Annotated in this window: 10 protein-coding genes; 5 read left to right on the forward strand and 5 right to left on the reverse strand. The window is 67.9% G+C overall.

What is annotated here, in order from left to right:
- Positions 1-53: 53 nt before the first annotated feature.
- Positions 54-2,351, reverse strand: coding sequence for an N-6 DNA methylase (locus tag ABZ823_RS26125; RefSeq protein ID WP_361665227.1), 2,298 nt, complete (start codon positions 2,349-2,351; stop codon positions 54-56).
- A 320-nt stretch (positions 2,352-2,671) separates the two neighbouring features.
- On the opposite strand from ABZ823_RS26125, the gene ABZ823_RS26130 reads away from it, so the two are divergent.
- The 4 genes from ABZ823_RS26130 (at position 2,672) to ABZ823_RS26145 (ending at position 6,508) form a co-directional block, all read left to right on the forward strand.
- Positions 2,672-3,502 (forward strand): hypothetical protein, encoded by an 831-nt coding sequence (locus tag ABZ823_RS26130; RefSeq protein ID WP_361665111.1) that lies wholly within the window; start codon positions 2,672-2,674, stop codon positions 3,500-3,502.
- Positions 3,499-4,284 (forward strand): hypothetical protein, encoded by a 786-nt coding sequence (locus ABZ823_RS26135; protein ID WP_361665114.1) that lies wholly within the window; start codon positions 3,499-3,501, stop codon positions 4,282-4,284. The genes ABZ823_RS26130 and ABZ823_RS26135 overlap by 4 nt, the downstream gene beginning before the upstream one ends.
- Positions 4,285-4,525: 241 nt before the next feature.
- Positions 4,526-5,281: a phage Gp37/Gp68 family protein gene (locus tag ABZ823_RS26140; protein WP_361665117.1), complete on the forward strand. Its 756-nt coding sequence runs from the start codon at positions 4,526-4,528 to the stop codon at positions 5,279-5,281.
- Positions 5,282-5,380: 99 nt separating this feature from the next.
- On the forward strand, positions 5,381-6,508 hold the full coding sequence (locus ABZ823_RS26145; protein ID WP_361665120.1) for a three-Cys-motif partner protein TcmP: 1,128 nt from the start codon (positions 5,381-5,383) through the stop codon (positions 6,506-6,508).
- Positions 6,509-6,849: 341 nt separating this feature from the next.
- On the opposite strand, the gene ABZ823_RS26150 is transcribed toward ABZ823_RS26145, so the two are convergent.
- Entirely contained in the window at positions 6,850-7,044 is a 195-nt protein-coding gene (locus ABZ823_RS26150) for a hypothetical protein (protein WP_361665123.1), read from the reverse strand.
- A gap of 682 nt (positions 7,045-7,726) precedes the next feature.
- On the reverse strand, positions 7,727-8,131 hold the full coding sequence (locus ABZ823_RS26155; protein WP_361665126.1) for a hypothetical protein: 405 nt from the start codon (positions 8,129-8,131) through the stop codon (positions 7,727-7,729).
- Between the two features lie 484 nt (positions 8,132-8,615).
- Between ABZ823_RS26155 and ABZ823_RS26160 the strand changes: the two genes are divergently transcribed.
- Positions 8,616-10,568, forward strand: coding sequence for an amino acid transporter (locus ABZ823_RS26160; protein ID WP_361665129.1), 1,953 nt, complete (start codon positions 8,616-8,618; stop codon positions 10,566-10,568).
- A gap of 164 nt (positions 10,569-10,732) precedes the next feature.
- Here the strand turns inward: ABZ823_RS26160 and ABZ823_RS26165 are convergent, their stop codons facing one another.
- Both ABZ823_RS26165 and ABZ823_RS26170 read right to left on the reverse strand, forming a co-directional pair.
- A complete protein-coding gene (locus ABZ823_RS26165) occupies positions 10,733-12,181 on the reverse strand; it encodes a HAMP domain-containing sensor histidine kinase (protein ID WP_361665231.1) in 1,449 nt (482 codons plus the stop codon).
- A 116-nt stretch (positions 12,182-12,297) separates the two neighbouring features.
- On the reverse strand, positions 12,298-13,008 hold the full coding sequence (locus ABZ823_RS26170; protein ID WP_361665132.1) for a response regulator transcription factor: 711 nt from the start codon (positions 13,006-13,008) through the stop codon (positions 12,298-12,300).
- Positions 13,009-13,495 lie beyond the last annotated feature (487 nt).

Consider the following 13,495-nt stretch of genomic DNA (forward strand, 5'->3'; position numbering starts at 1 on the left):
AGCAGGCATGGATCAACAACCCGGCCAAGCGCAGGGAACCCGCACCACAAATCTCATAGCGTCACGACCGTCTCACTGGACTTGAAATCTTCCGGAGCGCGCCCGCTGTTGCCAAGGGGACGCAGTACCGTCAGCTGTGTCACCGAGTCCCCAAAGTCCGGCGGCAGCAGGCGCCAATTGCCCGCCTGCCCCACCACGTCTCCGCCAGTGCAGACGGCCAGAGCCTGTCCCGTCCCTGAGGCTTCCGGAAGATCTGCTGCGGTGACAGCCGTCTGGAGATCGGTGCCGCGCAGCAGGGGCAGTCCCTCCGTCGCCCTCTGGCCGAGCCAGCGGCTTACACGCCGCGCCACCGTGGAAAGCGGGCCAAAGCCGGTGCCAGGCCCGCTTACCAGGAAAGGAGCTTGCGGCAGCACACACCCGATCTTCACGCTGTCCAGGTCAGGCCATGCGTCCGGATGCCCGGGAGCTACCTCGCGCCGCACGAAATCCGCGACGTCCTGCTCAAGGGGAACACGCACTCTGTGGGCCAGGTCAGGGTCCGGAAGTGTGACCCCCCGTTCGTCGGTCTGGACCTCGCCTCCCGGATCCGAGACGGCCACGGCCCTCCGCACTCGGCCCCACAGGGAACGCGGAAGCTCCGTCGACAAGCCCGCGTTCTTCAACGCGATCGAAAATGCGCTCTCAAATTCGCCCCGGGTGGGCCAGGTCTCGCCGGTCACCGCGCGCAGGGCGCGCAGCAGGGCCAGCGCTTCATCGAAACGCGCCAGCATCTTGGACGACTCAACGTCGGCGGCGATGTCGGCGCTCACAGTGAAGTGCTGTCGCAACGGCCAGTTGACCGTGACCTCTTGGTATACGAGGTCTTGGGCATCGAGCAGCAATGCCCCGTCCTCTCCGCCAACTTCCGGGCTACCTTCCGACATGTCGCCATAGGCAGCCTCGTACCGCTCCGCTATCCGGGCGATGTGCTGGTCCGTCAGGTAGTGGCGCTTCCCGCCCAGCGGCCTGCGCAGTGTCGCGGTATGCCCTCGCGCGTCCAGCGCAATGACCATGCCTCGCAGTTGGAGGGGCTTGCGGTTGGACAGCAGCCATAGGTACATCGGAACGCCGATGTTCGGCAGCAGGTACGGAGGGAGAGCGACCACACCCTCCAGCAGGTCATTCTCCAGTAGCCACCGTCGGATCTCCGACTCACCAGAACCTGCGCCTCCGCTCTGCAAGGACGACGCAGTAAACAAAATGGCGGCTCGGGCACCCCCCTGGCCTGCGGGCCGCATATGAGCGACGAGATGTTGCACGAAAAGCAAGGAGCTGTCGTTAACACGGGGCAGCCCTGCGCCGAAACGCCCGGCGAATCCCAGCTCCGTGGCCTCGCGCTTCACTTCATCGTGCTGTCTCTTCCAATCAAGGCCATTCGGAGGGGCGGCCAAGAGATAGTCGAACGTCTCACCTTGGTGTCGGTCGTCTGTGAGGACGTTTCCGTGCGCAATACCTGACGGGTCCGCACCTCTCATCATTCGTAGGGAGCGAGCTATGGCGTAGGTTTCCAGATTGATCTCCTGGCCGGAGACCGACATCTTGGAAGAGCCTCCCAGATCATTCAGAAAGCCTTCGACGGCGGACAACATGCCGCCGGTACCACAGCACGGGTCGTAGACGGTGATCGAGGTCCCTGACGGGGTCAGCGCTGCCGCGTCCGGGCCGAGCAACAGTCGGGCAGTCAACACGCTCACGTCCTGCGGGCTCGTGTGCTCAGCCGTGGTCTCCGGCGACGCTTCGGTGACGCGCCGGACCAGCTCCTCATATTCTCGCCCCATCTCCTGATCGGAAACGGTTGAGGGGCTCAGATCCATTTCAGCGAACCGTGACACCACTTGCCGCAGTACCCGCGCATCCGCCAACTGCCGCATAACACTGGCAAATTCGAACGAGTCGAGCACATCGACGACTGCAGCGGGAAAGTCCCTTACGAACCGATCTACCGTCTCAGCCAGAAGCAGCTCGTCATCGGGTGACGCCTCGTCGTCGACAGCCAGCAGAAGGTGGGCAAGATCGTCAGGGGCATCTGGGAAGCCGGCACCCTCACCCGACCCGGCCGCCCCGCCCGAGTCGGCAGCCGCAGAATTACCCTCCCCTTGATCCACTGGAACCTGCGAGTGGCCGATGGCAACGGTGCTCGCGCTATCGCTCACCAGGTCACCCGTTACCTCCCCCGCATTCGCAGCCAACCGCCGGTCCGCATCATTCCGACGCAGGCAGTCCATCCGCCGCAACACGGTGAATGGCAGGATCACCGTTCCGTACTGGCTCCCCTTCAAACCGCCCCGCAGCAGATCGGTCACGGACCAGATCAAGTCCACCCGCGCGCGGTTCCCGTCCCCGGCCACTCACCCTCCCCGTCCCAGCGGCCTCTGCCGCCCGAGCGCCGCTCATCCTTTCATCCGGTGGCACGATCGCGGCTCATCTCGAACCATCCGATGCGATAGAGGCTGAACCCAACTCACCGCACGGCGCCCCGAACCGGCTCGACGGCCATGCCGCCGATGGCAGGCTGCGGTGCCGCAGGCTCAGGAACGGCAGCGGCCTGGCCGAGATGTGCTCGGAGCAGGGTCGAGAGCAAGGAGAACGAGGTCGGCGCGTGTTGTCAGTGGGGCAGTGCAGACTGGATGCCGTGACGACACCCGACGTCCGAGGGCTGGAGCAGCTGGAGCGCACCGTCCTGGACGACACCGCCTCCCTCGCGACCGCCCTCCGCCAGTGCCTCATGCTCGCTGGCTACGCCCACCACACGGAACTGCGTGCCTGGGCGCTGAAGGAGTTGGAAGGGTACACGACCGTGGACGAACTGCCTCCTTACCGCAAGGTGCCAGCAGCACTCGAAGTCGCGGTGGATCTCAACCTTCCGGGCCAGATCATTCAGGGCAACACCCGGCGAATCAGCCCCCACCAACTTCCCCAGCACGCTCGCGATCGCGGTATCGGGGAGAGCGCACCCATCCGGCAAGGCGTCCGAGAACTCGAAGCCTTGGTCACGCACGGCGAGCGGGTGCTACGTCTCAGCCCGCCTGGCTCCGCCGAGTACGTCCTGCAGATGACGCAGGAGCAGCATCGTCTCGGCAACGAGGCCGCCGACATCACGTCTCTGCATTGGGACGTCTCCGTGGCCAGCGTCGAGGGCGTCCTCGACCACATCAGAACCCGTCTGACCCAGTTCGTCGCGGAAGTGAGAGCAACCATGCCCCCCGGCCAGCAGAACCCCGACCCCAACCAGATCGACTCCGCCGCGCAGCAGGCCCTCAACATCACGGGAGGTGACAACTCCACCTTCCACATCGTCGCTCCGAATGCGAAGGCGGATCGTGGCAGCACCGCAAACGCCAACGTCAACGAGCCCGCACCCACAACCCCCCAGCCCTGGTGGCACCGCACCACGGTGATCTGGGGCGCCGTCGCGGCGCTCGCCGCCGTCGCCGGCGTCATTGCCACCGTAGTCGTGAAATGAGGCTCCGTAGAAGCCGCCTCGATCGACTGGAGGCGGATGTTCTAGACGAGAGACGTCCTCTCGCCCCGATCCTGCGCCAGGTGATCGCCCTGGGTGGACACGCTCACTCCGAACCGTTGAGGGCATGGGCACTGCGCGAACTCCAGGGCTACGAGGGCACCGACGTACCAGTTCCTGACTATCGACGCATATCGGCGCCTCTGGTGATGGACGGCTTTGCCGGGATATACCGGTTCAAGGAGCAACCGGTGAGCATGTTCGACCTCCCGGATTTCGCCCGCGATGACCTGGGCAACGAACTCCGCCTCGGAAAGGGTGTCGGCCAGATCGAATCCCTCATCGCCAGAAGCGCTGGCCAGACCGTACAGCTTGGGGACGCCATGGCTGCCGACCTCGCCGTGCTCATGAGCCAGAACTCCCATCGTCAGGTGCTCCGGTTGTACTGGGCCGTCCACCCGTCGGCCCTGGAAGGCGTTCTCGACCAGGTGCGTACCCGACTCGTTCAGTTGGTCGGGGAACTGCGCGCCACGATGCCTCACGGCCAGCACGATCCGACTCCCGCCCAAGTCGCTCAGGCCCTCCAGAACATCAACATCGTGGCAGGCGACAACTCCTCCGTGACCGTCTCTGCGCCCGTCGCCGTCGCGCACCGTCGCGGATCAGCCCGAGCCGAGATCGCCGGAGGACCGCAGCAGAGCTTTCCACGAGCAGCAGTTGCATGGACAGTCTCGATCACCCTCCTCGCGGTTGCTGCCGCCGTTGCCTGGAGCGTGTGGATCTGATCCCGGCCGCCCCACGAGGGCGCATCCAGGGCAGAGGGGCGCATTCGGTCGAACCGGCCACGTACCCAGCTGCACTCTCGTTGACGATGACGCCGGGACCCTCTTCACAGAACATGCGTTCGACCTGAAAGATGGGGGCGATCGCGTGTCAGTTCGGCACGTCGCTCGTTAGCCAGCGCAGTCGAAGCGCCGGGTGGGAAAGCGCTGATGACCAGTGTCCACCCGCTACGGGAGGGGACTCATGGGCGATCGCAGCACAATTGAGTGGACCGAGGCGACCTGGAATCCGACCACAGGATGCGACCGGATCTCCCCTGGGTGTGACAACTGCTACGCCTTGACGTTATCCAGGCGCCTCAAGGCCATGGGCGTTGGCAAGTACCAGGCTGACGGGGATCCCAGGACATCCGGCCCGGGCTTCGGCCTCACGCCTCACCCTGACGCACTGGCCATTCCCCGTCAGTGGAAGGCCCCACGGATGGTCTTCGTCAATTCCATGAGCGACCTCTTCCACGCCAAGGTCCCCCTGGACTTCGTCCGGCAGGTCTTCCAGGTGATTGCCGAGACTCCCCAGCACACGTACCAGCTACTGACTAAGAGAGCCCGCAGGCTGCGACGTGTGGCCGGCGACCTCGACTGGCCCTCCAACCTGTGGATGGGTGTCTCCGTCGAAGACGCAGATCACCTGGACCGAGTCGACGACCTTCGACAAGTTCCCGCCGCTGTGCGCTTCCTGTCCTGTGAGCCGCTGCTCGGTCCACTTACCGGTCTACACCTGGACGGTATCGGCTGGGTTATTGCCGGCGGAGAGTCCGGGCCCCACCATCGGCCCGTGAAGGAGGAGTGGCTGGTGGACATCCGTGACGCCTGCAACGACGCCGGAGTGCCCTTCTTCTTCAAGCAATGGGGTGGCCGCAGCCCCAAGTCAGGGGGCCGTGAACTCGACGGAGCTACCTGGGACGAGATGCCACCCCGACTGCCTGTCGCAGCCCATTAACGGCCAAAGTCCAGCAGACGCCGTACGCACTCTGGTGGCATACGGCAACGGTGTGTGACCCTCTCCCCAGCGGGGCCGACGGGAGTAGGGGGACCGATCGTGGCCGTACCGAAGGATGCCGTGTGGGAACGCGATCCGCACACGGCGGCCAAACACGACTTATTGAAGCGGTACTTGGAAGCCTGGGCGCCGATTCTGCTGTCACGGCTCGACGTGATCAGTTACGCCGAAGGCTTCGCGGGTGCTGGCGTCTACAAGAAGGGCGAGCCCGGCTCCCCGGTCATCGCTTACGAAGTCTTCGCCGAGACTCTGCACAGGTTCCCGAAACGTATGCGCGTGATCCTCATGGAGGAGGACGCCCGTCGCGTCAAGGAGCTACAGCACCGGATGGAGCTCGCCCGTTCCCGGCAAACGGACGACATCACCAAACGAATAGCGGTGGACATACGTCACGGAGATTTCCACCCGGCCCTCGTGCAGAAGCTGCGGGGCATCGGCGCATTGGGGAAGCCTCTCTTCGTCCTGTTGGACAGCTTCGGCGGACCCGACATTCCCTTCTCGCCCCTCCAGGAGCTGGGGCGTCACCCCAGCACCGAAGTGATGGTGACCTTCGAGCCCAGCTTCCTCACCCGGTTCGCCGAGAAGCACGACGGCCACCGCCAGCTCGGCGACGAAGCCTTCGGAAGCCAGGAGTGGCAAGGCGTCTTCCAGCAGCCGCCCGCAGGCAAGTTCACGTTCCTGCGGGAGCAATACCGGAACACGCTGCGCCAGGCCGGCTTCACGCACACGCTGTACTTCGAGATGGTCGACGAGGGCGGCAGGATCCTCTACCTGATCTTCGGCACCCAGCACGAGCTGGGGCTGGAGAAGATGAAGGACGCCATGTGGAAGGTCGACCCTTCGTACGGCGTCCGCTACCGCGACCCCAGGGACACCCAACAGCAGATGCTTGATCTCGTCTTCGAGCCGGATACGGCTCCGCTGCGACGGATCCTGCACGACTTCATCTCTGAAACGCCCGACGGGCGAACCATCCCCGAGCTCAAGCGATACGCCCTCTTGGAAACCGTCTACCGGCCCGCCCAAGTGATCGAGACCGTCCGGCAGCTGCGTGAGGCAGGCGCCGTGACGACGGAACCTCGTGCCATCAACGCCAAGACACGAGTGAGCCTGGCGGCGACGCCACCCGCTACCCGTCCGTCAGCCGAGCAGGGCGCCCTCTGGTGACAGGCCCAGAGGGCACATCCAGGGCACATGAGCCTGGGAAACGGCGTTGACCCGTGAGAACTACCGAGAGGAGTTTTCCCAGGTCAACGCACATTTCCCTGCGAAACACCAGGTCAGCGCCCTCTCACCCCCAATCGCTGCACGAATGGCAGGACTTCAGCCACCGGCTGCATGAGGCGGGGCATCAGCCGTATTGCCTGGTGTGGCCCTGATCCCGGGTTTCACGACGAGCGGCACCAGCGCGCCCGCCGCGAGGAGCGCCGCGAATGCCCCGATTCCAGGACATGCAGCAAGCGTCACCTGGGCCGGGAGGGGCGCGTCCTCCCGGCCCTCGATGCGGCTCAGACCCCCGTCGGCGACAGGATCGCCCAGGCGGCGCCCGGCGCGGTCTCGGTGCCGTCGGCGAGCACCGCGGTCACCCAGTAGTGGTGCGTGGTGCCCGTGGGTGCCGTGCCGTCCGTGTACGAAGTGCCGCTGACGGGGGCGTCGCCCGTCAGGCTCGCGTAGGTGCCCGCGGCCCGGTCCCAGCGGTACACGCGGTAGCCGGTGGCGCCGGCCTTTCAAGGCCTGTTCGAGGGCTGCTCGTACTCGACCCGCAGGACGGCCGGTTGGTTGTACGCGCTCACCACGAGCCTTCCGGGGGACACCGCCCCTCCGTACACCATCCGTCCGTACGGCGTCCGGCCGTCCGGCCGACCGGACGGACGCCGTGGACGGCGACACCGTGGTCACCTCGCTGGCAACTCCGGCTGGCCGGTGGCCTGATGACAGGACGTCAGCCGGAGTGGGGCACCACCGGCGAAGCATCCGAGAACGGCGTTGTCTTGACGCAGACGGTGCTCACCCGGATCCGGCACTGTGACACCCGCTGACGCGGCGGGTCCGCGGAGCTCCGGTGGACACGTCCGGCAGGGCGTCGCAGCATGGAGCGATGGCACACCGGTTCGAGGGCGACCGTGCGGGCGCGCTGCGGCGGCAGACGCGCGTGACCTCGTACGACCGCAGGTCAAGCGCCCCGCGTGAAGCACGGGCACGGTGCACGGGGCGCGGCGGACGGAGTCCTGGGCGGTTCGGACGCACGGGTCGGTGGAGAAACAAGGCCCGGTGAGGCAACAAGAAAGGGGCGCCCCGTCTCCGGGGCGCCCCCTCAGCCTCGTGGCGTCACTGCGAGGTGGTGCCTCTCGGCCTCACTCACGCGTAATGCCTCGTGGCGTCACGTCACTTCACGATGACGGTCACCGTCGGCGACATGGTGTTGCCGTGGACGACACGGAAGCGCTCCGTGCCCTTGGCGGCAAGCTTGGTGGCCGAGATGGTGAAGCTGTCGGCCCTCTGGAGCTTGACGGTCTTCACGATGACCCACTTGCCACCGCTGTACCGCTGGAGGTTGAGCACGTCGCCTATCCTCAGGCCCTGAGCGCGGCCCGTGAACGTCACCGACTCGCCCAGCCTCAGCTCGGTCTGGGAGGGCTGCACGGTGATCGAGGCCGCGATCACGTTCGTGCTCTTCGCCTCGGAAGGCGAGGCGGCGAAGGCGCCGGGGGCCCCGGCCGTCAGCAGCGCGACGGCGAGCACACCGGCGGGAAGGACACGGGCGGAGCGGGTACGAAGCGAGGATTTCACGTTTCTCTCCTGTGCTGTGACAGATCCCCCCTGACGGATTCCCCCAACTGCGCGCATCTCCGAGGCTTCCATGGAGCCGACCGGGCGGCGACCCGGCCGTCACCGCAATGCAGTAACGAAAGGGCCGGGAAATCCATTACTCGCCGTGATAGCTCCAGGTCATTTCCGTAATTGCCAGAGCGCGACTTCTTACCTTCTCCTCATGCGGTCATCTTGTTACGGCCGTCCGCGACGCCGTCGGCACGCGCGGGCGCTCCATGGCCGCGGCGGCCTCGGTCTACCCGCAGGGACACCCGCTCGGCGGAGCACCTCGGCCCCGGGGAAGGCAGGGGCCCGGCCGGCGGTCCGGCACTGCGCCTGACCACCGTCACGGCCGTCAAGTCCTGGTGCGGAGGCCCCCGGAACGCTCTCTGCCTAGGCTGGAGAGGCGGTCTTCCCGATGGCCGGAACCGTTAGCAAAGCCGTACGCCAGGAGAGCACGCCGATGGCCGCTACGGAGCACGCCCACCCGAGCCGGTTGCGAGCGTGGATGCTGGAGGGGCTGTCCGACATGGGCAGGGGCACCGCTCAGGGCCCGCACGCCGAGCCCGAACCTCCGCACAAGGGCCAGCCCTGGTGGCGGGTGATGTGCCTGACCGGCGTCGACTACTTCTCCACCCTCGGCTACCAGCCCGGCATCGCCGCCCTCGCCGCCGGACTGCTCTCGCCCATCGCCACCATCGTCCTGGTGATCGTCACCCTGGCCGGCGCCCTGCCGGTCTACCGGCGTGTGGCCAAGGAGAGCCCGCACGGCCAAGGCTCGATCGCCATGCTCGAGCGGCTGCTCTCCTTCTGGAAGGGCAAACTCTTCGTCCTGACCCTGCTCGGCTTCGCCGCCACCGACTTCCTGATCACCATCACCCTCTCCGCCGCCGACGCCTCCACCCACCTGATCGAGAACCCCCACCTCACCGGCACCCTGCACGGCCACCAGATGGTCATCACCCTGCTGCTGATCGCCCTGCTGGGCGGGGTGTTCCTCAAGGGCTTCCTGGAAGCGATCGGCGTCGCGTTCGCCCTGGTCGGCACCTACCTGGCGTTGAACGCCGTGGTCGTGGCCGTCGGGTTGTGGCATGTCCTGACGGCCACGCAGGTGGCCACCGACTGGGCAGGCGCCCTGACGGCCGAGCACGGCAACGTCTTCGTCATGATCGGCCTGGCACTGCTCGTGTTCCCGAAGCTGGCGCTCGGCCTGTCCGGCTTCGAGACCGGCGTCGCCGTCATGCCCCATGTGCAGGGCGACCCGACCGACACCGAGGAGAATCCGACCGGCCGCATCCGTGGGACCAGGAAGCTGCTCACCACCGCCGCCGTCATCATGAGCGGTTTTCTGATCACCACCAGCTTCATCACGACCCTGCTGATCCCGGCGAAGGAGTTCCAGGCCGGCGGTCAGGCGAACGGCCGGGCGCTGGCATACCTGGCGCACGAGTACCTGGGTGGCGGCTTCGGCACGGTGTACGACGCCTCGACGATCGCGATCCTGTGGTTCGCGGGCGCCTCGGCCATGGCCGGGCTGCTGAATCTGATGCCCCGCTATCTGCCCCGCTACGGCATGGCCCCGCACTGGGCCCGGGCCGTGCGGCCCATGGTCATCGTCTTCACCCTGATCGCCTTCCTCGTCACCTGGATCTTCAACGCCGACGTGAACGCCCAGGGCGGCGCCTACGCCACCGGTGTGCTGGTACTGATCAGCTCCGCGGCGATCGCGGTGACCATCGCCGCCCGCAAGGCGGGACAACGCAACTGGACCATCGTCTTCTCGGTGATCTCGGTGGTCTTCCTCTACACGACGGTCGCGAACGTCATCGAGCGGCCTGACGGTGTGAAGATCGGTGCCTGCTTCATCGCGGGCATCATCCTTCTCTCCCTGCTGTCCCGGCTCGCCCGGGCCTTCGAGCTGCGGGTGACCAGCGTGACCCTGGACGACCTGGCGGAACGCTTCGTCCGGGACATCGCCAGCCGCAAGATCCGGTTCATCGCCAACGAGCCCGACAACAGGGACATCGCCGAGTACCGCGACAAGATCGAGCAGATCCGCGCCGACAACGATCTCCCTCCGCAGGAGGACTTCGTCTTCGTCGAGGTGACGGTGGGCGACCCCTCGGAGTTCGAGGCGGGCCTGACCGTACGCGGTGAGGTCCTGCACGGCCGCTACCGCGTGCTGACCCTGGAGTCGTCCTCCATTCCCAACGCCCTCGCCGCCCTGCTCCTGCACGTCCGCGACACCACCCGCTGCATCCCGCACATCTACTTCGAGTGGACCGAGGGCAACCCGTTCGCCAACTTCCTGCGCTTCTTCCTCTTCGGCCAGGGCGAAGTGGCCCCGGTGACCCGGGAGGTACTGCGCGAGGCGGAACCCGACCGCAGGCACCGGCCGCGCGTCCACGTCGGCTGACCCCCTGCCCGGCAGCGGCGACAACGCCACAGTCCCGCAACGCCCATAGCTACGACGCCACAGACCTACGACGCCACACGCCCGCAACGCCACGACCCTGCAGCTCCATAGACCTACGACGCCACAGACCCGCGACGACCCGCCCGGCCGCAAGGCTCCGGCTCTCAGTCGCCCGGGGGCGCGGCTCCCCCGCCGACCGTGAACCCGATCACCGACCCCCCGCCCTCGCGCCGGTAGGCGAAAGGCGCTCCCCCGTGCGATGTCGCCACGTCCCGCACGATCGACAGGCCCAGGCCCGAGCCGGGCAGGCTCCTGGCGTCCGCCGCCCGGTAGAAACGGTCGAAGACGCGCATGAGGTCGCCCTCCTCGATGCCGGGTCCCCGGTCGAGGACCTCGACGCGCATGCTGCCCAGCGGTACCCCGGTGTCCGGCTCGTCGGAGTCCTCCAGCTGGGGCGGGTGCACCGGACCCGTGACAGCGATCTCGATCGGCGTCTTGCCCTCCCGGTCGAACTTGGCCGCGTTCTCCACCAGATTGGACACCGCCCGCTGGAGCGCCGTCGCCCGCCCGTCGACCGTGGTGTCACCCGTGATGCGCACCGCTACCTCCCGGCCCGTGCGGCGCCGGGCGATCATCGCCGCGTCCTCGGCGATGTCGGCGAGGGTCAGCCGCTGCACGGGTTCCGTGTCCGACTGGCCGGCCGCCAGGTCGACCAGCTCGTTCACCAGGTCGGTCAGCTCACGGGACTCCTGGGCGAGGTCGGCGACCAGTTCCTCACGGGCGGCGGGCGGCAGCTCGTCGATGCGGCGCAGCAGCGAGATATTGGTCCGCAGGGACGTCAGCGGCGTACGCAGCTCATGTCCCGCGTCCTGCACCAGGCGCCGCTGGTCCTCCTCCGACTGGGCAAGCCGCCCGAGCATGCGGTCGAACGAGCGGCCGAGACGGGCCACCTCGTCGTTCCCGGTGACCGGGACCTGGATGCCGAGCCGCCGGGTGCGGGCGACGTCCTCGGCGGCACCGGTGAGCCGTACCAGCCGCCGGGTGATCCGCCGTGCCAGCCACCAGCCGAACAGCCCGGCCGCTATCACGACCGCACCCATCAGCAGGGCGGTGCGCTGCTGGAGGCTGCGCAGCAGGTCCTCGGTGCTGCTCAGCTCCTGGGCGACCTGCACCGCACCCTGGCCGCGGCCGAGCGCCACGGTCGCGACGCGGTAGACGTCGCCGCCGACGTTGACGTTCTTGTGCTCGACCAGCTTGCCCGCGCGGGCGGTCTCGGCGATCCGCCGGTCGTCGCTGCCGACGGGCAGCGCCGGATTGGAGTGGTCGACGACCGTGCCGCCGGGTCCGAGCACCTGCACCACCGTGCGGCTGGGCCGGATGATGTCGTCGCGCGGGGTCTCATGGTCCTTGTCGGAGATGGCGAAGTCGTGCGGCATCAGCTGCTTCTGGCTGACCTGGTCCCGCAGATCGGCCACGACCTGGGCGAACACGGTCTGCTGGTCCACCCGCACCAGCCGGGCGGCGGCGTCGTAGCTGAGGAAGCCGACCAGGACGGTGACGCCGGCGGCCACGGCGGCGAACGACAGGGTGAAGGTGGTCCGCAGCGACGACATCTGGCGCAGCCGGGACCGCAGCCGCAGCCGTCGGCGCAGTCCGATCGGCAGCCGCCGCCACAGGCGCATCCCGGCCCCGGCGTCGTCCTCGCCGCTTCGGAGCGATGCGGGAGGCACTAGTCCTCCCTCAGTACGTACCCCACGCCGCGCACCGTGTGGATGAGGGCCGGCGCCCCCGGCTCGTCGAGCTTGCGCCGGAGATAGCCCACGTAGACGGCGAGGTTCTTGGAACCGGGGCCGAAGTCGTAGCCCCAGATGCGGTCGTAGATGGTGCCGTGGTCCAGGACGATGCCGGCGTTGCGGGCGAGCAGTTCCAGCAGGTCGAACTCGGTCCGGGTGAGTTCCAGTTCCCGTGTGCCGCGCCAGGCGCGGCGGGCCTGGACGTCCATGTGCAGCCCGGCGACGGAGACCTGGCCGGTGGGGACCTTCTCCTCCTCCCTGGGCACCTCGAAGGAGGTGCCGTTGGTGCGGCGCAGCAGGGCACGCAGCCGGGCGAAGACCTCCTCGACGTCGAACGGCTTGACGACGTAGTCGTCGGCGCCCGCGTCGAGTCCCGCGATCCGGTCGGCGGTCTCCACCAGGGCGGTGAGCATCAGGATCGGGGTACGGTCGCCCTCGGCACGCAGCACCCGGCACACCTGGAGGCCGTCGATGCCGGGCATCATCACATCGAGGACGAGCACGTCGGGCTGGGTGCGATGGGCCTGGGCGAGGGCCTCCACCCCGTCGGCCACGGCGGTCACCTGGTAACCCTCCAGCGTCAGCGCGCGTTCCAGGGCATGACGGATGGCGCGGTCGTCCTCGGCGAGCAGCACTGTCTGGGTCACTCCACCAGTCTGCCAAGGCCGACGGGGTGCACGACCGGCCGGACAGAGCCACGGGCGGGCTTCTTACCCGCCTCTCACCGCTTCCGACGTGGCGCCTCACCTGGCCGCGCGGTGTGTCGGCTCCATCACGTCACGCCGCGTCACGTCCTCGGCGTGCCGGGACGTGCGGGCGGGGCGGAGCCGGGCCGCCGCCCGGCCGCCCCCCCCGTTCCGCTAGCTCCGCAGCGCGGCGAGCTGCTCCTCGAAGGGAGTCACCCGGAAGCCGTGCGACCGCACCGTCTCGGCACCGTTCCCACCGGGTGCGCGGTGGCGGCCCGTCTCGTCCGCGCGGTCCGGCGCGGCGGCCTTCGGTACGAAACCGACCAGACCGGAGGCCTGCGCCGCGGAGCCGGCGGCCACGGCCGCGGCGACCGGCCGGGCGGGCTCGGACACGGCCCCCGCGCCCTCTGCCACCGGACCGACGGCCTTCGCCGCCACCGGACGGAGG

This window comes from Streptomyces sp. NPDC047079 (assembly GCF_040643755.1).
In the GTDB taxonomy this organism is placed as follows: Bacteria; Actinomycetota; Actinomycetes; order Streptomycetales; family Streptomycetaceae; genus Streptomyces.

Coding starts and splice junctions, on each gene's coding strand:
- ABZ823_RS26135 (WP_361665114.1), top strand. CDS start 3,499: ATGAGGCTCCGTAGAAGCCGCCTCGATCGACTGGAGGCGGATGTTCTA.
- ABZ823_RS26140 (WP_361665117.1), top strand. CDS start 4,526: ATGGGCGATCGCAGCACAATTGAGTGGACCGAGGCGACCTGGAATCCG.
- ABZ823_RS26160 (WP_361665129.1), top strand. CDS start 8,616: ATGGCCGCTACGGAGCACGCCCACCCGAGCCGGTTGCGAGCGTGGATG.
- ABZ823_RS26165 (WP_361665231.1), bottom strand. CDS start 12,181: ATGTCGTCGCTGCGGACCACCTTCACCCTGTCGTTCGCCGCCGTGGCC.